Annotated in this window: 24 protein-coding genes; 11 read left to right on the forward strand and 13 right to left on the reverse strand. The window is 65.5% G+C overall.

Features of this window, described 5'->3' with window-relative positions:
* The first annotated feature begins 166 nt into the window (after positions 1-166).
* From TS85_RS21920 to TS85_RS21945, 6 genes are all read left to right on the forward strand, one after another.
* Positions 167-616, forward strand: coding sequence for an ArsI/CadI family heavy metal resistance metalloenzyme (locus TS85_RS21920; RefSeq protein WP_320407133.1), 450 nt, complete (start codon positions 167-169; stop codon positions 614-616).
* The gene (locus tag TS85_RS21925; protein WP_044336806.1) at positions 616-969 is read left to right on the forward strand and encodes an ArsR/SmtB family transcription factor; all 354 of its coding nucleotides are present in this window, start codon (positions 616-618) and stop codon (positions 967-969) included. The genes TS85_RS21920 and TS85_RS21925 overlap by 1 nt, the downstream gene beginning before the upstream one ends.
* Positions 966-2036, forward strand: coding sequence for an ACR3 family arsenite efflux transporter (gene arsB / locus TS85_RS21930; protein WP_227698572.1), 1071 nt, complete (start codon positions 966-968; stop codon positions 2034-2036). Before TS85_RS21925 ends, arsB begins: the two co-directional genes overlap by 4 nt.
* The gene (gene arsC / locus TS85_RS21935; RefSeq protein ID WP_044335075.1) at positions 2033-2446 is read left to right on the forward strand and encodes an arsenate reductase (glutaredoxin); all 414 of its coding nucleotides are present in this window, start codon (positions 2033-2035) and stop codon (positions 2444-2446) included. Before arsB ends, arsC begins: the two co-directional genes overlap by 4 nt.
* Positions 2447-2576: 130 nt before the next feature.
* On the forward strand, positions 2577-3587 hold the full coding sequence (locus TS85_RS21940; protein ID WP_044335078.1) for a zinc-binding alcohol dehydrogenase family protein: 1011 nt from the start codon (positions 2577-2579) through the stop codon (positions 3585-3587).
* 82 nt (positions 3588-3669) lie between these two features.
* Positions 3670-4728 carry a mechanosensitive ion channel family protein gene (locus TS85_RS21945; RefSeq protein ID WP_044335080.1) on the forward strand — a complete coding sequence of 353 codons (1059 nt, stop codon included), beginning with the start codon at positions 3670-3672 and terminating at the stop codon, positions 4726-4728.
* On the opposite strand, the gene TS85_RS21950 is transcribed toward TS85_RS21945, so the two are convergent.
* Together TS85_RS21950 and TS85_RS21955 are read right to left on the reverse strand one after the other, a co-directional pair.
* The gene (locus TS85_RS21950; RefSeq protein ID WP_044335082.1) at positions 4725-5315 is read right to left on the reverse strand and encodes a helix-turn-helix transcriptional regulator; all 591 of its coding nucleotides are present in this window, start codon (positions 5313-5315) and stop codon (positions 4725-4727) included. The two genes, TS85_RS21945 and TS85_RS21950, sit on opposite strands and share 4 nt — an antisense overlap.
* A 747-nt stretch (positions 5316-6062) precedes the next feature.
* The gene (locus TS85_RS21955) at positions 6063-6344 is read right to left on the reverse strand and encodes a hypothetical protein (protein ID WP_044335084.1); all 282 of its coding nucleotides are present in this window, start codon (positions 6342-6344) and stop codon (positions 6063-6065) included.
* Between the two features lie 741 nt (positions 6345-7085).
* Here TS85_RS21955 and TS85_RS21960 point away from each other — a divergent pair.
* The 5 genes from TS85_RS21960 to TS85_RS21975 are packed head-to-tail and all read left to right on the forward strand — an operon-like array spanning position 7086 to position 11908.
* Positions 7086-7739, forward strand: a complete 654-nt coding sequence (locus TS85_RS21960; protein ID WP_077228746.1) for a polysaccharide biosynthesis/export family protein — start codon at positions 7086-7088, stop codon at positions 7737-7739.
* Positions 7740-7756: 17 nt separating this feature from the next.
* A complete protein-coding gene (locus TS85_RS21965) occupies positions 7757-10000 on the forward strand; it encodes a GumC family protein (protein ID WP_044335089.1) in 2244 nt (747 codons plus the stop codon).
* A gap of 41 nt (positions 10001-10041) precedes the next feature.
* Positions 10042-10740 carry a hypothetical protein gene (locus tag TS85_RS21970; protein ID WP_155006523.1) on the forward strand — a complete coding sequence of 233 codons (699 nt, stop codon included), beginning with the start codon at positions 10042-10044 and terminating at the stop codon, positions 10738-10740.
* Entirely contained in the window at positions 10737-10886 is a 150-nt protein-coding gene (locus tag TS85_RS25655) for a hypothetical protein (RefSeq protein ID WP_227698573.1), read from the forward strand. The genes TS85_RS21970 and TS85_RS25655 overlap by 4 nt, the downstream gene beginning before the upstream one ends.
* Positions 10883-11908: an NAD-dependent epimerase/dehydratase family protein gene (locus TS85_RS21975; protein ID WP_044335091.1), complete on the forward strand. Its 1026-nt coding sequence runs from the start codon at positions 10883-10885 to the stop codon at positions 11906-11908. The genes TS85_RS25655 and TS85_RS21975 overlap by 4 nt, the downstream gene beginning before the upstream one ends.
* Before the next feature lie 33 nt (positions 11909-11941).
* Here TS85_RS21975 and TS85_RS21980 read toward each other — a convergent pair whose 3' ends face one another.
* The 11 genes from TS85_RS21980 to TS85_RS22030 are packed head-to-tail and all read right to left on the reverse strand — an operon-like array spanning position 11942 to position 22521.
* On the reverse strand, positions 11942-12667 hold the full coding sequence (locus TS85_RS21980; RefSeq protein WP_044335093.1) for a glycosyltransferase domain-containing protein: 726 nt from the start codon (positions 12665-12667) through the stop codon (positions 11942-11944).
* Positions 12664-13269, reverse strand: a complete 606-nt coding sequence (locus tag TS85_RS26195) for an acyltransferase (protein WP_227698574.1) — start codon at positions 13267-13269, stop codon at positions 12664-12666. The genes TS85_RS21980 and TS85_RS26195 overlap by 4 nt, the downstream gene beginning before the upstream one ends.
* Before the next feature lie 13 nt (positions 13270-13282).
* Positions 13283-14113: an FkbM family methyltransferase gene (locus TS85_RS21990; protein ID WP_044335094.1), complete on the reverse strand. Its 831-nt coding sequence runs from the start codon at positions 14111-14113 to the stop codon at positions 13283-13285.
* The gene (locus TS85_RS21995) at positions 14110-15582 is read right to left on the reverse strand and encodes a flippase (RefSeq protein ID WP_052508059.1); all 1473 of its coding nucleotides are present in this window, start codon (positions 15580-15582) and stop codon (positions 14110-14112) included. Before TS85_RS21995 ends, TS85_RS21990 begins: the two co-directional genes overlap by 4 nt.
* The gene (locus tag TS85_RS22000) at positions 15579-16151 is read right to left on the reverse strand and encodes an acyltransferase family protein (protein ID WP_044335095.1); all 573 of its coding nucleotides are present in this window, start codon (positions 16149-16151) and stop codon (positions 15579-15581) included. The genes TS85_RS21995 and TS85_RS22000 overlap by 4 nt, the downstream gene beginning before the upstream one ends.
* Positions 16148-17014: a glycosyltransferase gene (locus tag TS85_RS22005; RefSeq protein WP_044336814.1), complete on the reverse strand. Its 867-nt coding sequence runs from the start codon at positions 17012-17014 to the stop codon at positions 16148-16150. Before TS85_RS22005 ends, TS85_RS22000 begins: the two co-directional genes overlap by 4 nt.
* A 23-nt stretch (positions 17015-17037) precedes the next feature.
* On the reverse strand, positions 17038-18045 hold the full coding sequence (locus tag TS85_RS22010) for a glycosyltransferase family 2 protein (protein ID WP_044335097.1): 1008 nt from the start codon (positions 18043-18045) through the stop codon (positions 17038-17040).
* Positions 18042-18563 (reverse strand): acyltransferase, encoded by a 522-nt coding sequence (locus TS85_RS26340; RefSeq protein ID WP_044335099.1) that lies wholly within the window; start codon positions 18561-18563, stop codon positions 18042-18044. The genes TS85_RS22010 and TS85_RS26340 overlap by 4 nt, the downstream gene beginning before the upstream one ends.
* Entirely contained in the window at positions 18563-19921 is a 1359-nt protein-coding gene (locus TS85_RS22020; RefSeq protein ID WP_077228749.1) for an O-antigen ligase family protein, read from the reverse strand. Before TS85_RS22020 ends, TS85_RS26340 begins: the two co-directional genes overlap by 1 nt.
* Positions 19922-19960: 39 nt before the next feature.
* Positions 19961-21256, reverse strand: coding sequence for a glycosyltransferase family 4 protein (locus TS85_RS22025; protein ID WP_077228750.1), 1296 nt, complete (start codon positions 21254-21256; stop codon positions 19961-19963).
* Entirely contained in the window at positions 21253-22521 is a 1269-nt protein-coding gene (locus tag TS85_RS22030) for a nucleotide sugar dehydrogenase (RefSeq protein ID WP_044335104.1), read from the reverse strand. The genes TS85_RS22025 and TS85_RS22030 overlap by 4 nt, the downstream gene beginning before the upstream one ends.
* Positions 22522-22651 lie beyond the last annotated feature (130 nt).

The raw sequence follows: 22651 nt of genomic DNA on the forward strand, positions 1-22651 counted from the left end.
GTCCACTATCGTCCCCCTCACCCTTCCGCGCCTTCGGCGCTCCCTCCCTCTCCCAATGGGAGAGGGAAAAGGCGCAGGCACGCGATGGCCAATGCCGTATCGGCGAAGGGCTTGGCGATTCGATAGTTCGGGTGTATTCGAAATATCGAATCGACAGGAGCCCATCATGCGCCTTCACCTGCACGTGAGCGTACCCGACATCCGCCAGGCGGTGTCCTTCTACACCAGCCTGTTCAACGCCGCGCCGAGCGTGACCAAGGACGATTACGCCAAGTGGATGCTCGACGACCCGCGCGTCAATTTCGCGATATCGTCGCGGGCGCGCGCTACCGGCGTCGACCATGTCGGCATCCAGACCGACAGCCCCGCCGAGCTGGCGGAGATCGCGGCGCGGTTGAAGGCGGCGGGGGCCGCGACCTTCGACCAGGAAGCGACGACCTGTTGCTATGCGCAGTCGGACAAGTCCTGGGTCACCGATCCGGCGGGAGTGCGGTGGGAGAGCTTCTTCACGCATGGCGAGGCCACGGCCTATGGCGAGGACGAAGTGCTTCCTGAAGCCGCGGCGGGTGGTGCGTGCTGCGCGCCGCAGCCGGTCGCCAAGCCGGCGTGCTGCTGATGCAATTGCCCGTCGCCGTCGAGGCGCTGTCGGCGCTGGCGCATGCCAGCCGGCTCGCGGTGTTCCGCCTGCTCGTCCGGGCCGGGGAGCCCGGCATGGCGGCGGGGGAGATCGCGCGCGAAGTGGGGGTGCGGCCCAACACGCTGTCCACTCATTTGACCATCCTGGGCCATGCCGGGCTGGTCCGGTCGCGGCGTGACGGGCGATCGATCGTCTATTCGGCGGATTATGCGGCGATGGGCGAGCTGATGGGGTTCCTGGTCGCCGATTGCTGCGCGGGGCGTCCGGAGATTTGCGGGGCGTTGCCCGAGATCGCCGAGCAGGCCGCCTGTTGCGCCGGGCACGCGAAATGAGCGCGGCGGCGCGACCCGTAATGGGCCTGTTCGAACGCTATCTGACGCTCTGGGTCGCGCTGTGCATCGTCGTCGGGGTCGCGGCGGGGCATTTCCTGTCGCCGCTCTTCGCCGCGATCGGGCGCGCCGAGGTCGCCAGCGTCAACCTGCCCGTGGCGGCTTTGGTCTGGCTGATGATCGTGCCGATGCTGCTCAAGATCGATTTCGGCGCGCTGGCCAGTGTGCGGCGGCATTGGCGTGGGGTGGGCGTCACGCTGTTCGTCAATTGGGCGATCAAGCCCTTTTCGATGGCGGTGCTGGGTGCTGTGTTCATCGGATGGCTGTTCGCGCCGCTGCTGCCTGCGGGGCAGGGGCCGTCCTATATCGCCGGGCTGATCCTGCTTGCCGCCGCGCCGTGCACGGCGATGGTGTTCGTCTGGTCGAACCTGTGCGACGGCGATCCGGCGTTCACTTTGAGCCAGGTCGCGCTGAACGACGCGCTGATGGTGGTGCTGTTCGCGCCGATCGTCGGGCTGTTGCTCGGCGTCGCCGCGGTCACCGTGCCCTGGGCGACGTTGCTCCTGTCGGTCGCGCTGTACATCGTCGCGCCGGTGATACTGGCGCAGATCGTCCGTCGCGTCGTGCTGGCGCGCGGCGGGGAGACGGCGCTGGCGCGGCTGCTCGCCCGGCTGGGGCCGGTGTCGCTGGTCGCGCTGCTCGCGACTCTGGTGCTGCTGTTCGGGTTTCAGGGCGACGCGATCGTCGCGCAGCCGCTGGTGATTGCGCTGCTCGCGGTGCCGATCCTGATCCAGGTCTATTGCAATGCCGGGATAGCCTATCTGCTCAATCGCGCCACGGGCGAGGCGCATTGCGTCGCGGGGCCGTCCGCGCTGATCGGCGCGAGCAATTTCTTCGAACTGGCGGTTGCGGCGGCGATCGGGCTGTTCGGGCTGAAATCTGGGGCCGCCCTGGCGACGGTGGTGGGCGTGCTGGTCGAAGTGCCGGTGATGCTGTCGGTGGTTGCGATCGTGAACCGGTCGAAGGGCTGGTATGAGCGCGGCGCCGCCGTGAGAAAGGGTAAGGCATGAGCGATTTCCCGATCACCCTCTATCACAACCCCGATTGCGGCACGTCGCGCAACACGCTCGCGATGATCGAGGCTGCGGGATATGCGCCGACCGTGATCGAGTATCGCAAGACGGGGTGGACGCGCGCGACGCTGGAGGGGCTGCTCGCCGCGATGGGCGCAGCGCCGCGCGATCTGTTGCGCGAGAAGGGCACGCCCGCTGCCGAACTGGGGCTGCTCGATCCTGGCACGTCGGATGCGGCGATCCTGGAGGCGATGCTCGCCCACCCGATCCTGGTCAACCGCCCGATCGTCGTGACGCCCAGGGGCACGCGGCTGTGTCGCCCGTCCGAGGCGGTGCTGCCGCTGCTCGACCGGGTGCCCGACACCTTCACCAAGGAAGATGGCGAGATCGTTCGACCGGCGCGATAGCGCGCGAACAGGCCGAGTTCCGGCGAGGGCCAGCCCGACCGCGACCAATCTTGTCTTTGCAATTATGATAGCGTGATTGCATATACGCTAGCAGTCGGCGAAATGCCGCGCAGGACAAGGTGAGAACGCCGTGAAAGTCGTCATATGCAACGCGCCGTTCAGCCTCGGTATCGAGGAACGCGCAGCGCCCGAGGTCGGTGCGGGCGAAGTGCTGGTGCGCATCCGCCGCATCGGGCTGTGCGGGACCGATTATCACATCTTCTCGGGGCGCCATCCGTTCCTGAACTATCCGCGCGTGATCGGGCATGAACTGGGCGGCGAGGTCGAGAGCGTGCCGCCGGGATCGGCCTTCACCCCCGGCCAGACCGTGGCGATCAATCCCTATCTCGCCTGTGGCACCTGCATCGCGTGCCGCAAAGGCAAGCCCAATGCCTGTACGCAGATCCAGGTGCTGGGCGTGCATGCCGATGGCGGGATGTGCGAGCTGCTCGCGGTGCCCGAGCGCGCGGTGGTGGACGCCACCGGGCTGACGCTCGACCAGGCGGCGATGATCGAGTTCCTGGCGATCGGTGCGCATGCCGTGGCGCGCGCCGGGGCGATCGACGGCGAGCGCGTGCTGGTGGTGGGGGCGGGGCCGATCGGGGTTGCCGCGGCATTGTTCGCCCGGCTTTCGGGGGGCGTGGTGACGTTGGTCGACACGCGCGCGGCGCGGCTGGACTATGCCCGGCGCGCATTGGGATTCGAAGACGTCGCGCTGGCCGATGCGGGGCTGGCCGACGCGCTGCGCGCGCGGACCGGGGGCGAGATGTTCGATGTGGTGTTCGACGCGACCGGCGCGCTGGCGGCGATGGCGGCGAGCCTTGGCTATGTCGCGCATGGCGGGCGGCTGGTGTATGTCGGCGTCGCGCCGGGCGACCTCGTGCTGCCCGACCCCGAATTCCACAAGCGCGAGGCGACGTTGTTCGCCAGCCGCAATGCGCTCACCGCCGATTTCGAGCGGGTGATCGCCGCGATCAAGGCCGGCGATATTCCGACTGCGGCGCTCCACACCCACAGTTTCTCGGCGCTCGACACGCCGACGCGGGTGCCCGAGCTGATCGCCGATGCCGACCATGTGCTGAAGGCGATCGCTTCGTTCTGAGCGCGCGGGCGCCGGCGGGTTGGAACCCTCGGCGGACCTCCATTGTTGCACTGCGGAATAGCGACAATCGAAGGAGTTTCGCATGGAGCGGTTCGCCGCGGCCATTCCCGCATGGCTATGGAGCCTGGGCCTCGCAGCGCTTGCCGTCGTCGTCGCGCTCGTCTTGCACTGGCTCCTGCTTCAGGTCAGCCACCGTGCGGCGGCGCGGACCTCGACGGGTCTCGACGACATTCTGATCCGCCGGCTGCACGGGCCTGCGCGGTGGCTGCTGGTCGCATTCGCGCTGTCGTCGATCCATTCGGGGCTGGCGCTGGGCGAGCAGGGCGTTCGCGTCTGGACCCAGCTGGCCGGGCTGATCTTTCCGGCGCTGCTCGGCTGGACCGCAGTGGCGGTGCTCGGGGTGATGACCGACACGGTGCTGGCGCGCGCCGATATCAGCGTTGCCGACAATCTCCGCGCCCGTCGGCGCCGGACCCGCGCCGGCATCCTGTACCGCATCGCCGTGTTCGTGGTGCTGCTCATCACCTTCTGCCTGATGCTGATGAGCATCCCGAGCGTGCGGAGCATCGGCGTGACGCTGATCGCATCGGCGGGTCTTGCCGCGCTGGCGGTCGGCGCCGCGGCACAGCCTGCGCTCAAGAACCTGATCGGCGGATTGCAGATGGCGTTCACCGAGCCGATCCGGCTCGACGACGTCGTCATCATCGATGGCGAATGGGGCCGGATCGAGGAAATCCGGCTGACCTATGTCGTGGTCAGGATCTGGGACGAGCGCCGGCTGGTGGTGCCGGTGTCCAAGTTCCTCGAGGAGAGCTTCCAGAACTGGACGCGCCAGACCAGCCAGCTCCTGGGCAGCGTGTTCTGGTATCTCGACCCGGCATGCGACGTGCCCCGGCTGCGCGCGCGACTCGAGCAGGTGGTCAAGGCCAGCGCGCGCTGGGATGGGCGATTCTATAACCTCCAGGTGACCGACACCAAGCCCGAGGCGATCGAAGTCCGCGCGCTGATGACCGCCGCCGACGCCTCGACTGCATTCGACCTGCGCTGCGAAGTGCGCGAGGCGATGCTCGACTTCATCCGCACCGAAATGCCCGAGGCGATCGTGCGCCGCCGCGGCGAGCTCGCGTTCCTGCAGCCCTAAAGCTGATACGGCCCGACGACGCGGAACAGCGCTTCGCGCGACGTTACATTAAGCTTTTCATAGATATGGCGAATATGAGTGCGCACCGTGCCAATTGCGATTCCCTCGAGCGCGGCGATTTCATCCGCAGTCTGTCCGCGCATCAATTGCATGATCATGCGGTGTTCGGCCTGGGTGAGCCCGAATGCCGCAGACAGATCGACATATTCGGGTTGATATTGCGACGTTCGCGAAAGCTGGACCCCGAAGAAATGTCGTTCGCCCTCGCGGCCTAAAAGCTGAGACCGGAGAATCAGGTGTCCGCCCTTTTTACTTGGCAGCAATAGTATCGAAACAGTGCTTCCACAGTTCTGGATGAAGTCGACCAATTTGTCGTAAGTCGCGGCTGAATCGGCTTTCAGACGCCCGGCGTGCAGCGCAAGAACGAACCCGTCCTCAAGTAACGTCTGGGCCCCGGAATTGGCCCATAATAGACGCATGTGGTCATCGATCAAAATTCTCGCGCGCGCCTCTCGCGAAATCCACTTCAACGCCAATACCTGCGCCGCGGGCTCGGAGAAATAATCTGTGGCGAGGGGCGTAAGCAAGCAAGTCTCCGGGTGCTCTACGTTCAGTTACGCGAACAGAAATTGCAAAGTGCGCTTCGATAAGGCGCCAGCTGAAAGCGGTTCATCACAAAAGAAGCTGCCTAAATTCTTCGTTGTGGGAGACGGCATTCCATCCCCAACTTCTGCCTGTCGCAGCATCTTCCCAGTCGTTGATAATTTTGTTCCAATCGGTCGCTTAATCCGAAACCGACATATCTGTCTAGTGCCCAAGTAACCCGGGGGTCAGACCAGTGTGTCTATAGACTCGCCGGTAAGGCATTGGCAACCGGGGATGTTTACAAAAAGCTGAGTGTGCTTAGCAATTGCTATGGCCAGTCGCTAGCTCGATCGCGACTGGGCGCGCGACGCGCCATAGTACAAGTGCCGATGCCGATTCCGGGTTTCACAGCGCCGCTCTAGCGCCGGATTTCCGCCGAAATATTGCGAGGTCGTGCGGCCGGCAAAAATAACTCGGAAACCGTCCCCCCATTGGGGCCCGATATTTAAATCAATTATATCAACATCTTCGAGACGAATCTGCGCTGCCCTATGCCGCAGGGCATCTCGAGCGTCCCGCCCGGGCCTCGCGATGTTTGGCAAAGGCGCCGTTCATTGGCGCGCTGTTGCGTACCCACGCGTTGCCGTGGGCAAGCCATACGGACCCGTAAAAGGGCCGCGACGCCTCGTTGACAGGCCCGGCCCTTACCAAAGCGGATAAGCGGATATGGCTAAACGATTGGGGTCGCTTCAGAAGCTGTTGCTCTGCGAGGTCTGACGCAATGCCGCCTGGTCGTTGGATTCGCTCGCGGCCGGGGCCAGGGGGAGTGCCATCCAGTGGGTTGGCCAAGGCAGCAGGTCGTCGTTGCGCGCGTCCATGAACACCCGCCACCGTTTCCCTGCGTCAACCCCTTCTACCAGGCTGGCGACGACGCAACGGCCATCGCTCCAGATCAGCACGGCGTCGAACGAAGGCAATCTGCTGATCGGAACCCATCCCTGCGACGATGTCCCTTCCTGTGGTGCGTTCATGGCTGCCGTCCGGACATTATAGAGCAATGCGCGACCCGCGCCGCCGGCCGGCAACGCGAAAAGCGGGAGTTGCGGGCTTTGGCCTCGCGGTACGGGGAACGCTTGGACGCAAGTGATGAATCTCCGCTCATCGGGGCTGCCTAATCAAATATGAAGACGACCAGCCGGCAATATTAGGCTTGGTTAATTGCAAGAAGAACAGTGCCTTGGAGGCAGCCCAGCGGTGGAACTGAAAATGCGTCTCACAAGTCAATTTCACCACCTCCTTACGCGACACTCCGTCACCGCCTCGACCGAACAGGCCCAGCCGCTGACCCACCTCACGTGCATCCTGCTCGGCCATCGACCGGACGAGCATGGCGCCGACAGCAGGGGCGGCGCCAGATGCATGCACTGTCGCGCTGGCTTGGACAGCGCGGTCGCCGCAAAACGCGACGAGCGGGGAGTGGTTCCACAGCAGTTACGACTAGCTACTCTTGCTGCCGATGGCTTGGCTACCAGGCTCAGCGGCGATCATTACGCGTAGATGGCTAATTAAGTGTTAATGATTGGCCCCTGGATCGATCTTTAATGACTCATATCAAGTTGACACCCTGCCCGCGTGACCCTGCGCAAACTAACACCGACATCTCTCAGTTCACAAGCCATTCCGGTCGAGGAGGGGCCCCGCGCCGGGGCTCCGCCGCCGACCGATGCGCAATTTAGGGGCCGAATTTGCGTAACTTGCTCGTGGTACTATCGATGGCTCTAGTGCTGTCCGGCTGCTCCAAGCCGCTGGCGTTGGCGGGCGGGGAGGAGGCCTATGGCTATTTCCCCCCGAGTTCGACTGCGCCTGATCTTCAGAAGTATCGCTTCCAAACCTTTGACCGGGTATCCGTTTCTGTTTTGCGGGAACCGGACCTGTCGCGCGCCGACGTCGAAATCGGCAGCGACGGCACCGTCGCCATGCCCTTGCTGGGCTCGGTCGTCTTTGCGGGCAAGACTGCCGACGAGCTGCGCCGCGAGATCGGCGACCAGCTTTCGCTCCGTGCCCTGTTGCGTCCCGATGTCGTCGTCTCGCTGACTGCCAGTCCGTCGCGAACGGTTACCGTCGAAGGATCGGTCAATCAGCCGGGCGTCTATCCGATCGCCGGGTCCTCGGACCTTCTGTCGATGGTGTCGATGGCCCGCGGCACCGACCGGACCGCGCATCTCCGCGAAGTGGCGGTGTTCCGCCGAATCGACGGGGTGCAGATGGGCGCGAAATTCGACCTCCAGTCGATCCGGCGCGGCGACGCCGCCAACCCCGAAATCCTGCCGGGCGACATCGTGGTCGTCGGCCTCTCCAATGTGAAGTCCATCTGGCGCGATGTGCTTCAGGCTAGCCCCATCTTCGCGCTGTTCACGCGCCTGTAGTGTTCTGAGGATTAATCGTGACAGGCTATCGCCCGACAGATGACGCCGTTGGTTATCCGCTCACCGGCGGCCATGGCCGCGACGTGCTCGAAAACGTGCTGCTCGACGACTCCGAGGGCAGCAGCCGGCTGTCGATGAAGCTCACCGAAATGCTGTGGGTCCTGTCCCGCAATCGCTGGCTCGCCGGGGCTGTCGTGGTCATCGGGCTGGCATTGTCGATCGTGGCGACGGTGCTGTCTACGCCGCTCTACCGGGCGACCGCGAGCGTCCAGATCAACCAGCAGATGCCGACGATCCTGGAAGGCGCCGATGTCGAGCCGGCGGTGGCGATGTCCGATGCCAACCGTTTCATCGAGGGCCAGCGGCGCGTGCTGACGAGCCGGACGCTGGCGCGGCGTGTCGTCGACGAACTCGGTCTTGCCCGCACCACTGCCTTTGCGAAGACGATGGGCGCGCGCCGGGTCGACGGCGGCAGCTCGAAGGCGGCGTTGGAGGCGCGTCGCGAGCAGGCGATCGATCTGATGCTGGCGAATCTGGACGCAAAGCTGCCGATCAGTTCGCGCGTCGCCGATATCAGCTTCGACAGCCCCGATCCGGCGCTCGCGGCGCGCGTGGCGAACCGCTATGCCGACAGCTTCATCTCGATGAGCCTGGAGACCAAGGTCGGCGCGTCGGACTATGCGCGCGATTTCCTGGCCGACCAGCTCGAGGAATCGCGACGGCGGCTCGAAGAGTCCCAGCAGAAGCTGATCGACTATTCGCGTGCAGAGGGCGTTATCGATTCCTCGCAGTCCGGCGGGGGCAGCGCGGAGACTGCGGAAGCGCCGCCGTCGCTGTCTGCCTCGAACCTCGTCGCCTTGAACACGGCCTATACCGAAGCGCGGACCCGGCGCGTGCTGGCCGAACAGGAATTGCGCGGCATGGCGGGCGCGTCCGCAAGGTCGCTGCCACAGGCGCTCGCCAATCCGACCATCCAGGCGCTCCAGCAACTGCGCGCCGAACGCAAGGCCGCGCTCGACGATCTGAGCCAGCGCTATATCGCGACCTATCCGGCCGTTCGGCAGGCGGCGGCGCAAGTCACCGACCTGGACCGCTCGATCAACGCCCAATTGTCCGAGATCCGCGCGTCGATCAATCATAGCTATACCGTCGCACGAGACCAGGAAGCCGCACTGGCAAGCGCCGTCGCAAATGCACAGCAATTGGCGCTGGCCGATCAGGGAAAGCGGATTCAGTATAATATCCTGAAGAACGAAGTCGATTCGAACCGCTCGTTCCGCAACACGCTGCTTCAGCGGTCGCGTGAGATCGGCGCCGCCGCGGCCCTCACGCTCAACAACATCTCGATCATCGACCGCGCGGAGGTGCCGGTCCGCTCGATCTATCCGAAGCCGCTGCAGAATCTCGCAATCGGTCTTGCGCTGAGCTTTGCGCTGGCGGTGGTCCTGATCCTTGGCCGCGAGGCGTTCCAGGATGTCATCCGCACGCCGGAGGATGTCCGCGCCAAGCTCGGCCTGCCGGTCATCGGCATCGTACCGCTGGCCACCAAGGGGATGGACGTCCTGCCCCAGCTCAAGATGCCGAAATCGCCGCTGACCGAAGCGTATAACGCGGCGCGCACCAGCCTGGAGTTCGCAACCGCGACCGGTCTGCCGCGATCGCTGCTGCTGATCAGCACCTTGCCGGGCGAAGGCAAGACCACCAGCGCGATCGCGATCGCCCGCAGCATGGCCGCGGTCGGGCAGAACGTGCTCCTCGTCGATGGCGACATGCGCGTGCCGTCGCTGCACCGGGTGCTCGATCTTGATAACGCCGTCGGGCTGTCGAGTATCCTGACCAACCAGAGCGCGATCCAGGGCGCAGTTCAGGGTTCGGAACTGTTGGGCTTCGACATCCTGACCTCGGGCCCGATCCCGCCCAATCCCGTCCAGTTGCTCTCCGGGGAAGCGCTGGGGCAGGCGATGACGGAGTTCGCGGCCTACGACAATGTCGTGATCGATGGCGTTCCGGTATCCGGTTTTGCCGATGCGCTGCTCTACGCCAACACCGTCGACGGCGTCGTGTTCCTGGTCGAATCGGGCCGGGCGAAGACGGCGCAGATCAAGGCAACGCTGCGCCGCATCATGAGCGTCGGGGTTACCCCGATCGGCGTACTGCTGACCAAGTTCGACCCGCGCCACGCCGGCTATTCCTACGCCTATGACAGCTATTATCACAAGAACGAGCCTGCGACGATAGATGCCAACCGGGAAGCGGCCTAGCCGTGGGCCGGGCGGCGGGGGGCCGTTACCTCAGGATCATCATGTTCGCGGTGGCCGCGACGATCGGCATCTGGATCGTCATGCGGATCACGATGCCGGGCATTCTTGTGGCGAAGCAGCGTCCCGAACTCGCCTTTGCGGTGCGCCCGGCATCGACGCTGGCCAGCACCAGCCTGGCGATGGTCCAGCTTTCTCGCGGGAATATCGCGGCGGCGGAGGGGCTTGCGCGATCCTCGGTCGCGCGGGCGCCCTATGACCAGCGCGCATTGGCGACGCTCGCGGCGGCGGCGGAACGGCGCGGCAAGCGCGCCGAAGCAGCGCAGCGTTACACGCTGGCAGCGGGGCTGGGCTGGCGAAACGGCGCCGTCGCCACCTGGCTGTTCGGCTATGGGCTGGAGACGCGATCCTATCGCCTCGCTGCGGCCCATGGCGACGCGCTGGTTCGGCGGGGCCGCGAACGCACGCGGGTCTTTGCGGGATTCCGCGAGATGCTGGAGACCCCCGAGGGCGCGGCCGCGCTGGCCGAACGGTTCCGCGACGACCCGCCCTGGCGCGCGCTTTTCTTTCGCGACGTCGGACGGCTGACACCGGGGCAGCGGCGTGGTCTCGAGGGTCTGCTGGTCGATCTCGCACGGATGGGGAAGCCGGCGAGCGAGGCCGAACGCGCCCCGCTGGGCGCGAGGCCGGCAAATGCGGCGCAACCCGCGTCCGCTCCTTCACAACAACGGAGCATTTCATGATGATGCGCATCGCGATGATCGGATCGGGGCATGTCGGAATGGTTTCCGGCGCCTGTTTCGCCGATGTCGGCCCTGTGGCCGGCGTCGAAATGGCCTGCGTCGACAGCGACGCCGCAACGCTCGACGCGCGGGGGTGCGCGCTATGAGCCGCTTCCTCGTCACCGGGTCCGCCGGTTTCATCGGCTTCCATTTGGCACGCCGCCTGCTCGCAGAGGGGCATGACGTCGTCGGCTATGACGGCATGACCGACTATTATGATGTGCGCCTCAAGCATGCGCGCGTGGCGATGTTGCGCGATTATCCGCGCTATCGCCATGTCACGGCAATGCTCGAGGATGCGCGGGCGCTCGCCGCGGCGGTCGGGGAGGCGCCGCTCGACGTCATCGTCCATCTCGCCGCGCAGGCCGGGGTGCGCTATTCGCTGGAGGCGCCCCGAACCTATATCGACAGCAACCTGCTCGGCTCGTGGAACGTCCTGGAACTGGCGCGTCGGCTCCAGCCGGGGCACCTGATGATGGCATCGACATCGTCGGTCTATGGCGCCAACCGCGTCATCCCGTTCGCGGAGTCGCACCGCGCCGACGAACCGCTCAGCCTCTATGCTGCCACCAAGAAGGCAATGGAGGCGATGGCACACAGCTATAGCCATTTGTTCGGAATCCCGACGACCATGTTCCGGTTCTTCACGGTCTATGGGCCGTGGGGGCGTCCGGACATGGCGCTGTTCAAATTCACCGATGCGATGCTCGCCGGGCGGCCCAGCGACGTCTACGGCCATGGCGAGCAGGCGCGGGATTTCACCTATGTCGACGATCTGGTCGAGGCGGTCGTGCGGCTTGCGGAAATCCCGCCGAACGAGAGCAATCGCGTCGGCTCCCGCGACGTCACCGATACGCTGTCGGCCAGCGCGCCCTATCGTGTCGTGAACATCGCGGGCGGTTCGCCGACGCCGCTGATGGCGTTCATTCGCACCATCGAAAAGGCGATCGGGACCACCGCCAAACTCAACATGATGGACATGCAGCCCGGCGATGTCCCGCAAACCTTTGCCGACCCCAAGCTGCTCGAAGCGCTGACGGGCTATGTCCCCGCCACGACGGTCGAGGTCGGGGTATCCGCATTCGTCGATTGGTATCGCGCATATCACGCGATGGAGAAAGCCGCCTGAACGGCCCGGCCGCCCGCTCGGGCGGCCGGGGGGTTAGCCGAACATTCTGCGGAGCCGCTTGCGAATTCGGGCAAGCAGCGGCGGCCGGTGCCAGATCACGCTGACCAGTGCCGGATCGACCCCCCCGTCGCCGTCGAGCGGCTGCCACGGGACGCTGCGCTGCGCCAGCGCGTGCAGCAGGCTGATCTGGTCGCGCTTGCTGAATTCGAACAGATGCGACCACCACAGGCTCATCGCGTCGGCAAGGCCCGGGAAGGCGTGATCGCGCACCAGCAGGTTGTTGGTGGGAATCGGCGCGTCCAGCCTCGCGCCATCGCCGACGTACAGCGCGATCTGGCGATCGACGCATGCCGTGTCGCGGGCGTCGAACTTGAGGCGGCGACACGCCTCGATCTCCTGCGCCAGGCTGTGCCCCTCCGGATGCCAGAAGGCGCCCAGACCAGCACCCGCCGCGGCCACCCGATCGACCAGCGCGCGCCAGTCGCCTGCGTAGCGCAGGTTCCCGTCGAGATAGATCGACCATCGCGCATCGGGGAACAGCCGGTGCGGAAAGAATTTGTGGTAGCGATTAATGTCATGGCCGCTCTGGAGGCGCTCGGGACTTTCGACCGCACGCACCTCCCATCCCGGCGCGCGCAGATAGGCCGGGCTGTCGGTAAAGCAGACGAAGCGCACCGCGTCGCTTGCCGGCACGGGCATCAGCGCGCGGTCGTAATTCTTGGACACGCAGGTATAGACGATGATGCGGTCGTCGGTCACGGTGCTTCCTCTGGCTTGATACGCGAGCCGATGCGCCGCGCGGGCACGCCGCCATAGATTCCCATCGGCTCGGTCCGCAGGCTCGGCAGCACGACCGCCCCGGCGGCGAGCACGCAGCCGGGCACGATCTCGGCACCGTCGAGGATGCGCACGCCGGCACCGATCCACACGTCGGCGCCGATGCGGATGCCCCGGGTGATCATCGGCTGCACGCGGATCGGCGCATCGGGCTCGATACCGTGATTCGCCGGCACGACCACGACATGCGCCGCGATCCGCGTGCCTTCGCCCACGTCCAGCCCGCCATGGCCATAGAGCACGGAATAGGGATTCACGCTGACATGGTCCTCGATCCGGATCGCGCCGCCATAGGTGGCCAGCAGCGCTCCCGGCAGGATTTCGCAATGCCGCCCGATCCGGATGGTGCCGCCGCCGATCCGGCTGAGCCGCGCCCCGGGATAGATCAGGGTTCCCCGGCCGGCGTGCACGCCACGGACCGCCGCAAACGCGATGGTGTGGAGGCGCAACAGGCCGAACCGCAGGTCGCGCAAGCCGCGACGGAGGATACGGTGCGACAGCGAGGGGGCGGCGACTTGCTTCACATGAAGATCCGCATCAGACGTTTCGGCTAAGGATCAGGAACCGGCCGCGCTGATAGCTCTTGCTCACTGCGAAGCCATGCGCCGCAAGCGCATCCAGCAGCTCCTGCATCCGCGCTTCGCCGATCACCCAGGGGTGCGCCTCCATCAGGATGGTGCGGAGCTGGTGGAAGGCACGCGCCTTGGTGAACAGTTCATATTCGCCGCCCTCGATATCGAGGACGAGGACCGTCGAACCCTCGCGTTCGAGCACATCCTCGAACCGCAGGGCGGGCACCTGCTCAAGGACCTCGGTGCCGTCGCGCTGAAAGCTCGATGACGAGCTCGGATTCTCGTTGGACGCGAAGGGCACATTCTGCAGCGCGTCCTCGCCCCCGACGAGAAAGCCATATTCGATCCGCACGTCCTTGCCGTTCAGGTCGAACATGTGGCGGCTCAGCTCGAAATTGCGCGCGTCGGCCTCGACGACCAGATGGTTTTCGCGGCCGACCATGTCGTAGAGCAGGAGCGAGGTCGCCCCCATGCACGCGCCCAGTTCGAGCACCTTGTCGTCGGGCCGCACGTTGCGGCGGATCAGGTCGATCTCGCGCGCTTCATAGGTGCCCTTGACGATCGCCGCGCCGATCTGGGCCGATGCCCGCGGATGCGCCAGGTCGAACTTGTTGCCATGATAGGAGACGATCGGACCCGCCCGTGCAACCACATCCTCGTCGGTCATCCGCGAGGCCAGGCCGAGCGCGCGGGCCAGCTTCGCACGCCAGCGCTGCGCGACGAATCGCGGGCTGTGGGTGAAATCCGCCTCGCCGATCACGCGCCTCACGCGCGAACCCAATGTTGCCTCGGTCATGTGTTCTTCCTCGTGATGAAATTTGCTGCCCGGATGTTGAACTGGCGCGCCAGCGGAGCCAGCATCTGGCGGGACGTGAAGGCGGCCCAGACCGTGGCGGCGCCGATCAGCGCAAGCGCAAGCACGATCCCGCGCGGCGTTATCGCGGGTTGGATCTGCGCGGCGGCAATGCTGCCGATCATCAGCGCGAACGGGACCACCGCAAGCCGCGTTGTCGAACGCAGCAGGCCCGTGCGATGGGTGAGCATCGCCACATCGACCACCGAGCGGAAGTTGCGGGCGAGCGCCGCGCCGGCGATTCCCCACCACAGGATTCCGGGCACGGCGAGCGCCACGAACGGCACCGTCTGGATCATCATGATCGTCGTGGTGGCCCTGGGCCGGCCTTGCGCCTGGAGCAGGTTGAACGGCACGAGCGCGATCGCGTTCAGCCACAGCGAGAGCGCGATCAGCTGTCCGACCAGCGCGGCCTTCTCGGCGAAGCCCTGGTTGATCCACAACGACAGAAAGGGTTGCATGATCAGGATGCCGGCGACGCACAGCACCGTCATCAGCGCGGCATTGGCGCGGACGGCGCGTTCGGCCAGCCGGCGCGCTTCTTCGGGTTCCATTCGCGCAAGCCTGGGGAAGAGCGCGGTCGCCAGCGCATTGGAAAAGACGACGCCGCGCGTCACCAACTGGAATGGCACCGTATAAAAGGCGATCGCCGAGGCAGGCATGAACGCGGCGATCAGGAAGCGGTCGAGATTGGCGATGATCGGATTGAGCGCGCTGGCCAGGCTGACCCAGCCGCCATAGCCCAGCAGTTCGCGCGCGAGCGCATGGCCGCCATAGTTCGGGCGGATGCCGGCAGGAACCGCGCGAAACGCGATCGCCGCCAGCAACGCGACGCTGATCGCGCGTGCGAACAATGTCGCCGGGATCGCGACGGTAAGCGTCGGGGCCAGATACCAGACGAAGAACAGGGGCAGGATTTGCGTGATGGCCGTACCGATGGTGGTGCGCATATTGAGCAGCAGGAACCGCTCGCGCCCGGTCAGCGCACCGGTGAACACGCCCTCGAGCGTCAGAAGCGGGACCGAAAGCGCCAGCCAGGGCAGCACCGGCATAAGCTCGGCCCGCACTTCCGGCGGGGTGTTGAAGACGTGCAGGAACAAGGGCCCGGCAAGCGCCAGCAGAATCGCGGCGCCGATCAGCCCGAACAGGCTGTTGACGATCAGCGCCGTCCAGAAGGTCTTGGCCCGGACGTCGTCCGATGCGCCCTTGTGGCGCGCGATCGCAAACGCAGTCGCCCGGCCGAGGCCGAAGTCGAAGAAGTTGAAATAGCCGGTCAGCAGCCAGACGATGGCGAGGATGCCATAGCGAACCTCGCCGAGCGCGTGCAGGTACAGCGGCACCGTGACCAGCATGAGCAGAATCGGCGCGATCGCGCCGATCAGATTATAGCCTGTGTGGCGGCGGGTGCTCATCGGGATCCTCGTGGTACGGCGCGCGCCAGTTTGCGGACCCATTCCGCGGGCGCGCCCTTGTGCCGCAGAGCCGGCGCCTCGAGCCAGAACCACGAAGCCAGCGCGATCGGAATCGTGATGGCGATCGCGAGCAGGAACAGGGTGACGAACGATTCGGGGCGGTAATATGCCAGGATCAGCACGATCACCGGCCCGTGGAGCAGATAGATGCCAAACGACGCGTCCGCGCGGGCGAGCGGCCGGCTCCACGGCCAGCGGACCAGCCCAGGCGCCACCAGATAACCGCTGAGACTGAAAAAGACGCTCACGTCAAGAAAGCCCTGCGTGGTGTAGCCATGGCTGAACGTACGCAGATAATCGTCGCGCACGATATCGTGCTGGAGCGCCATCGCGTGGTGGAAGACCACCGCGCCCGCCGCCGCGATGCGCAGCGTGTCGAAGCCGGGGGCGTGGTTGCCCGCCGCGGTATAGGCTGCGCCCAGCGACTGGACGCGCGGGCGGCGGACAGCCGCGTCGAGCGCGGGCGATGCGGGATGGGCCGGCAGCACGGGCCGATCGGACGCGCTCATGCGGTACGCGAACTCGTATCGCGCAGCCAGCGGCCCTGCTGGCCGAGAATCCGGGTCCATTGGAAGCGAAGCCGTCCGGCAGTCTTTATCGCCAGATAGGCGCACACGGCGAAGGGCTGGCGCGCGAATTCCGCGCGCAGCGCGTGGCCGGTCGTCGCCGGGCGCGCCTCCGGGGTCGGATACAGGCGGCGCAACTCGGCGTCGCCGGCGCGGCGGCGGCCCTCGATGCGGACCAGGCTGGCGACATCCCTCGGCGGAAACATGGTGAAGCACACCGGGGCGCCGTCCGGCCCAAGTGCAACGCGCCGCCGCTGGGCAGCGGCGAAGCGCGAGCGGACGAAGCCATCGTCGCTGATGATCGCGGGAAAGGTGCCGACAGCTGCCAGCCCAGCCTCGGAAAGGCCGAAGATGCCGGACCCGACCATGGCATCGGTGATATAGGGCAGCCGGCACCAGACGCGGTAATAGGCGCGAACCAGGCGGCTGCAATCGGTCACGTCGACGCGGATCGCCGGCGCGGCGGCCATTGCGCCCGGTTGCGCAAGCGCGGCGGCGGTGGCCATCAGCGCGCGGTGGTCGACGACGATGTCCGCGTCCAGGAAGAAGCGGGGAAGCGCAGTCGCGGCGCCGCTGCCGGCGTTGAGCGCCGCGGTCTTCGATCCCTTGGCGAGTTCCAGCACGACGACACCGGCAAAGCCCCGCGCTATCTCGGCGGTGCGGTCGCTGCACCCGTTGGGCACGACGATGATCTCCGGCATTTCACCCGCCGGGACGTCACGGATGAGCGCGGCGAGGCAACGGCGGATCACCGCCTCCTCGTCATGCGCCGGTATCACCACCGAATAGGGTGGCGGCACCGTCATTCTGGTCCCCCGCGCGTCCATCGCTATTTCAGCGCCCGCGCAACCGGGCCGTTCTTCCAGAGCGCCCGGCGGCGCCACGCCTCGCCCCATTCGCGGGCAGAATCGACATGGCGCTGGTTGCGGCTGACGCGCGCGATCGCGCCATAGGCGCCGGCCCGCCACGCGGCCCCCGCCATGGTGACGGCGCGCCCGAAACCGCGCCATCCGGGTGAAAACTGCCGCTGGATCAGTCCGATCCGCGCCCCGAAGACATAGCAGATCCGATCCGCGAACTGCCGCGCGCTCGCGCCGCCATAATGGACGATCGTGGTGTCGGGGGTGATCGCCGGCCTGGCGCCCGCCGCACGCGCCCGCGCGCACAGATCGGCCTCTTCGCCATACATGAAGAAGGTCTCGTCAAACCCCTTCAGCTGGCGCCACAGGTCGCGCTCGATCAGCAGCAGGCAGCCGGTGACGATATCGACTTCGCGCACCGTGTCGCGGCGCCAGCCCCCATAGGCCTCCGGGTTGAACAGCGCCGAGCTCTTGAACGCCGCCGCCAGTCCGGACGCCATGCAAAACGCGCTCCACGGCGTAATGCGCGCGAAGCACGAAGCCTTGTTGAGCGACCTGTCGCCAAACACGGTCCGCCCGCCCCACATGCGCGCCGCCGGTCTTGCCGCGGCAAAGGCAACCAGCTTGTCGATGGCGCGATCGAGGACCACGGTATCGGTGTTCAGAAGCAGGAACAACGCGCCCTGCGCGAGATCGGCGGCCATGTTGGTGGCCTTCGCAAACCCGTGATTGGTGCCGCTGCGTACCAGCCTGACCTGGGGGAACTCCGCCGCGATCGCATCGGCGGAACCGTCGTGCGAAGCGTTATCGATCAGGATCACTTCGATCCGGGTCTCGCGGGTTTCGGCGTAGAGCGATCGCAGGCAGGCGAGCGTCATGTCGCGCGTGTTCCAGTTCACCATCAGGATGGAAAGCTGGGGAGCCGCCTCTGCGGGCGAAACCGCCCCTGCCGCGGGGTAAGTGTCCGCGCCGCTCATAATTTCCGTCCCCGTCCTGCTTGTCTGAATGCTTTGGAAGGCAGCGCCGCGACGCTGTCGTCGCTGTCGCGAAGCTGGGCCTCGGTGCTGTCCGCTGCCGCCAGCCGCCCGAATTTCCCGGTCTCGATACCGCTTTTGATGACGCGCGCGGGATTGCCGGCGACGATGCAGCGCGGCGGCACGTCGCGCGTGACGACGCTGCCCGCGCCGACGATCGACCCGTCGCCGATCGTGACCCCGGGCAGGATCATGCTGCGCCCGCCGAGGAAGCAGTTCCGCCCGATCCGGGTGTGCAGATACAGGCCGCGCACGCGATCATGGGTGAGGATTCGCGCCTCGAACGCGACATAGCTGTCGGGGCCGATGTGCACGCCGCGCGGAAAGGTACGGTCGAGCTTTGCGCTCAGCGACAATTGCGCGCTGGGATCGATATCCATTCCGAACAGGCGCGTGAAATAGAAATGGCGCGCCCGGCCGAAGATCCGGCGCAGCGGATCGAGATGGTTGAGACTGAGCATCAGCGCGCCTTGTTCGAAGGGAGAGTGGCGGGCGGCGGCGCTGCGGTTCGCCGGGCGCGCGACTGCACCGCTGCGATTTCGGAAATCACCGTCGCGCTCATGCCAACCGTGACCCCGAGCAGCAAGTAGAACCAGGACAGGACATTGTCCCACAGCGCAACCGTCCAGACCAGGAGCCAGAAGCAGAACAGTGATATGATGAGGCCGACAAAAACATCGGCGCGCGCGGGATCGAACGGAAGCAGGGCGCGCCGCGCCCGATTGGCGAGGGCGATGGTGCAAAATACCGCCGCGGTCGCCGCGAGCGCCGCAGGCATCCCGAACCGCATCGCGAGAAACAGCCAGTAATTGTCGATGCTGTCGGTGAGCATCCAAACCGGCCGCTCATAAGATTCATTGCCGATCCCGAGCCACGGATGGGCGAGCGCCGAGGCCGAGCCGAAATCCCAGATCAGAATGCGAAAATAGCCGGTCTGCGGGTCCAGTGTGAGATTGCGCACGATCCAGCGCATTGCACCGCCGTCGGCGCCGAACTGCAGCGCCAGCAGCGCCAGGATTCCCAATATTACGATGGGGCGCCAGTCCAGCCGCTTGAGCGTGAGGCGAGAGACGAACACGTATATCGCGAGCGCCAGCGCGACGAGAAACGAGAGAATCGCCGCCGAACTCACCGCAAATAGTGCGAACAACCCCACCGTCGCGCGGTGCCCGTTTCCCTTCGTTCCCCGGAACGCGAAGTAATATAGGGGAAAGAGCGACGCGAAGAACATGCCCGCGAGGATCTGATGCGGGAACACCGAAAGCCCGCGCATCAGCCCCATGCGCAATTGTTGGTCGGGAACGAAATGGAGCGGAAACAGCGCAGTCACGATGAAGCGATGGGTGACGCTTTCGATTAATAAAATCGCGCCGACGACGCAGATCGGCAGGAACGACACGCTCAGAAAGCGGCGCCACTGATCGGGATGCGCAAAATAGACGCGACCGATGAAGTAGCTGACCAGAATGTCGAGCGCGGTTCGTCCGCCGTCCTCGATCCCGGGCAGAATGCCCGAATTGGCCATCATCGAAACGATCGTCCATCCGCCCAGGAACAGGATGAGCCAATCCACGGCGTTGAACCGCGTGCCGCGACGAACCATCTGCAGGAGCAGGAAGGGCAGCAGCACGATCAGCGCGACGCGATAGGGGAACAGCAGCAGCCCCCCGACCTGGGCCTGCAGGCCCGTCGGCGTAAGGATACCGGCCAGCAGGATCAGCGGCGGGGCGATCTTTTCCAGCCGCAGGCCGGGCAGTTGCCTCGGCAGCATGCGGGTAAGGATCGGCGGGCGCGCACCGGCTGCGGGAGCGCTGGTCATCCCGTGATCTTCCTGCCTGGCGTGGGAGCGTGCGCGGGATCAGCGTGCGAACAGCGCATCATATGCCGCAAGCAGTTTCGGGCGCTCATGCTCCCAGGAGAGTTGGTCATGGACGCGCTGGAGGCCGGATGCGCCCATCTGCGCCCGTCGATCGGGATCGTCGAGCAGCGCCACGATGTTCGCGGCGAAATCCAGCGAATCGTTGGCGCGCGCGTACAGCGACGCGTCCTGCGCCGAAAACCGCCCCTCGGTCACGTCGAACTGAACGATCGGCTTTCCCAGCGCCATATATTCCATGATCTTGTTCATGGTGCTGAGGTCGTTCATCGCATCGACTCGGTCCGGATTGACGCAGACATCGGCGGTATTGAGCATCGCCATCATCAGTTCGTCGGGCGCGCGGCCGGTGAAGGTGAAGATGTCGCTCACTCCGCGCTCCGCGGCATAGGCTTTGATCGCCTCGAGTTCGGGGCCCCCGCCGACGATGCCATAATGGATGTCGTCGCGCCCCTGGCTGCGGATCAAGGCGGCGGCATCGACCAGCAGGTCGAGCCCCTCCTGCCGCCCGATCACGCCGACATATCCGATCAGATAGCGGCGCCCCTGCTTGAGCTCCGGCTGCGCCGGACCAGGATGGATCTTCGCCAGATTCGGGCCCGAACGCACGACGAACACCCGATCGGGCCGCATCTTGCCGCGCTCGATCGCTATCCGCCGATAGCTCTCATTGGTGGCGATCGAGACCGAGGCGAGCGCGAACGTCATCCGTTCGGCAAGCACCATCGCGCGATATTGCAGGCCCCGCTTGGCGAATTTGGTCTCGAACAATTCGGGACAGAGATCGTGATGGTCGAACAGAAAGCGCTTGCCGAGCGGTCGGAAGAGCATCGCGACCAGGAAGATCAGGTCGGGCGGATTGCATGCGTGAATCACGTCGAAGCCGCGCGTGAACAACACGCGCAGCGTCAGCGTCAACTCGCTCCAGAGCGCGGCGCCATATTCGCGAATATAGCCGGCGAGCCCGTTTCCCTCGGCCGGAAGGTCGTGGCGGTAGACATGGATGCCGGAAACCAGCTCATATCCTTTCGGATAGTCCATGCCCGTCGGGCAGATCACGCTCACTTCATAGCCGGCGTCGCGCAACGTTGTCGCTTCCAGCCAGACCCGCCGGTCGAACGGCACCGGGAGGTTTTCGACGATGATCAGAACCCGGCGCGGGCGCGCGCGCGCGCCCGGCCGCGCTGCGCCTCTTGCCGGTGCAGCCTCGGTCGGGCCGGGAGCGGGCGCCAAGGGATGCTCGCCGTCGACCCGGGGAAGGGACGCGGTGTGGTTCATGGGATGACGTTGACCGAAACCACCGGCACGTCGCGCAGCGGCAGCGCGTGCGCATCGCCGCGCGCGTCGAGGATCGCCGCGATGTCCAGCGATTCGAGCATGTCGATGTCGCGCACCAACAGTCCGTTGAGCTCGGGCAGATGGGCGAAGGAATAGCCCAGATTATGGCCGAGCAGCGCGCTCGGCTCGATCTGGGGGTCCCAGATGTACAGGTCGAATCCGCCGTTGAGGACGCGCCGCGCCAGGTCGACATAGGGGCTTTCGCGCAGGTCGTCGCTGTTGGCCTTGAATGCGAGGCCGTTGAGCAGCACGCGGGCACCGGGCTTCAGACCCAGCGTGGCAAGTTCGAAGACGAAGCGCTTATGGGCCTCGTTCGAGCGCAGGATCGAATCGATCAGGAAGGTCTCCGCACCGGTCTCGTTGGCGAGAAACGTCAATGCGCGCACGTCCTTGGGCAGGCACGATCCCCCAAAGGCGCCACCGGGACGAAGGTAATAAGGCGAGATGTTGAGCTTCGTATCCGAAACAAAGATCTCGTGCACCGTCCGCGCCGAGACCTGTTCGCGCAGGCAGATCCGGCCGATCTCGTTGGCGAACGCGACTTTCAGCGCATGAAAGCTGTTGTCGACGAACTTCGTAATCTCGGCTTCGCGATAGCCGACGTTGAAGCGCGGCGCGTCGATCCCCGCATACATCTGGTCGAGCGCAGCCGAGGGCCGTCCGTCGCGGGTGCCGGCCACGATCTTGGGAGGCGCCCAATAGTCCTTCAGCGCAGTCGCTTCGCGAAGGAACTCGGGATTATAGACAAGCTCGATCACGTCGGCGAGGTTTTCATGGTACCGCCGGAAGATCGGCTCGATCAGGCGTTCGACCGACCCGGGACGCATCGTCGAGCGATAGACGACGGTCAGCGGCTTCGCGCGCGGCGTCGTCGAGATCGCGGCACGGGCGATGTGATGCGAAACCTCCGCAATATAGCGCATGTCGTGCGAGCCATCGATGCCGCTGGGCGTGCCCACGCAGACGATCGCGACATCCACGTCGCTCAGATCGTGCAATTCGGTCTGCGCGCTCAACCGGCCGGCGAGTACCCCCGCCGACAGCAGATCCTCCACCCCCGGCTCGTAGATCGGGCTTCGACCGGCGTTGATCAGTTCGACCTTTCGCTCGCTGATGTCCACCCCGATCACGTCGTGGCCGTCGCGAACCAGGCAGGCAGCCGAAGTAATTCCGACGTACCCAACGCCGTAGATCGCAATTCTCATAGATAATTCCCCGAGGTCACGAAATGCCCCCAAATATATGTTTAGTTACTGTGGAACGACGCGGCTATCTACAAATATGAAGACGCGGACATGCTGCAACATGCTGTAGAAATCTCGCGGATGCTTTGCG

The sequence above is a fragment of the Sphingomonas hengshuiensis genome, assembly GCF_000935025.1.
GTDB lineage: Bacteria > Pseudomonadota > Alphaproteobacteria > Sphingomonadales > Sphingomonadaceae > Sphingomonas > Sphingomonas hengshuiensis.

What these genes read in the sequence shown, in the direction of transcription:
- TS85_RS21945 (WP_044335080.1), top strand. Translation starts at nt 3,670, where the DNA reads ATGGAGCGGTTCGCCGCGGCCATTCCCGCATGGCTATGGAGCCTGGGC.
- TS85_RS21990 (WP_044335094.1), bottom strand. Translation starts at nt 14,113, where the DNA reads ATGACCGAGGCAACATTGGGTTCGCGCGTGAGGCGCGTGATCGGCGAG.
- TS85_RS26340 (WP_044335099.1), bottom strand. Translation starts at nt 18,563, where the DNA reads ATGCTCAGTCTCAACCATCTCGATCCGCTGCGCCGGATCTTCGGCCGG.
- TS85_RS21925 (WP_044336806.1), top strand. Translation starts at nt 616, where the DNA reads ATGCAATTGCCCGTCGCCGTCGAGGCGCTGTCGGCGCTGGCGCATGCC.
- TS85_RS21975 (WP_044335091.1), top strand. Translation starts at nt 10,883, where the DNA reads ATGAGCCGCTTCCTCGTCACCGGGTCCGCCGGTTTCATCGGCTTCCAT.
- TS85_RS21955 (WP_044335084.1), bottom strand. Translation starts at nt 6,344, where the DNA reads ATGAACGCACCACAGGAAGGGACATCGTCGCAGGGATGGGTTCCGATC.
- TS85_RS22010 (WP_044335097.1), bottom strand. Translation starts at nt 18,045, where the DNA reads ATGAGCGGCGCGGACACTTACCCCGCGGCAGGGGCGGTTTCGCCCGCA.
- TS85_RS21960 (WP_077228746.1), top strand. Translation starts at nt 7,086, where the DNA reads ATGGCTCTAGTGCTGTCCGGCTGCTCCAAGCCGCTGGCGTTGGCGGGC.
- TS85_RS22005 (WP_044336814.1), bottom strand. Translation starts at nt 17,014, where the DNA reads ATGACGGTGCCGCCACCCTATTCGGTGGTGATACCGGCGCATGACGAG.
- TS85_RS22020 (WP_077228749.1), bottom strand. Translation starts at nt 19,921, where the DNA reads ATGACCAGCGCTCCCGCAGCCGGTGCGCGCCCGCCGATCCTTACCCGC.
- arsC (WP_044335075.1), top strand. Translation starts at nt 2,033, where the DNA reads ATGAGCGATTTCCCGATCACCCTCTATCACAACCCCGATTGCGGCACG.
- TS85_RS22025 (WP_077228750.1), bottom strand. Translation starts at nt 21,256, where the DNA reads ATGAACCACACCGCGTCCCTTCCCCGGGTCGACGGCGAGCATCCCTTG.
- TS85_RS21920 (WP_320407133.1), top strand. Translation starts at nt 167, where the DNA reads ATGCGCCTTCACCTGCACGTGAGCGTACCCGACATCCGCCAGGCGGTG.
- TS85_RS21995 (WP_052508059.1), bottom strand. Translation starts at nt 15,582, where the DNA reads ATGAGCACCCGCCGCCACACAGGCTATAATCTGATCGGCGCGATCGCG.
- TS85_RS22030 (WP_044335104.1), bottom strand. Translation starts at nt 22,521, where the DNA reads ATGAGAATTGCGATCTACGGCGTTGGGTACGTCGGAATTACTTCGGCT.
- TS85_RS22000 (WP_044335095.1), bottom strand. Translation starts at nt 16,151, where the DNA reads ATGAGCGCGTCCGATCGGCCCGTGCTGCCGGCCCATCCCGCATCGCCC.
- TS85_RS21970 (WP_155006523.1), top strand. Translation starts at nt 10,042, where the DNA reads ATGTTCGCGGTGGCCGCGACGATCGGCATCTGGATCGTCATGCGGATC.
- TS85_RS25655 (WP_227698573.1), top strand. Translation starts at nt 10,737, where the DNA reads ATGATGATGCGCATCGCGATGATCGGATCGGGGCATGTCGGAATGGTT.
- arsB (WP_227698572.1), top strand. Translation starts at nt 966, where the DNA reads ATGAGCGCGGCGGCGCGACCCGTAATGGGCCTGTTCGAACGCTATCTG.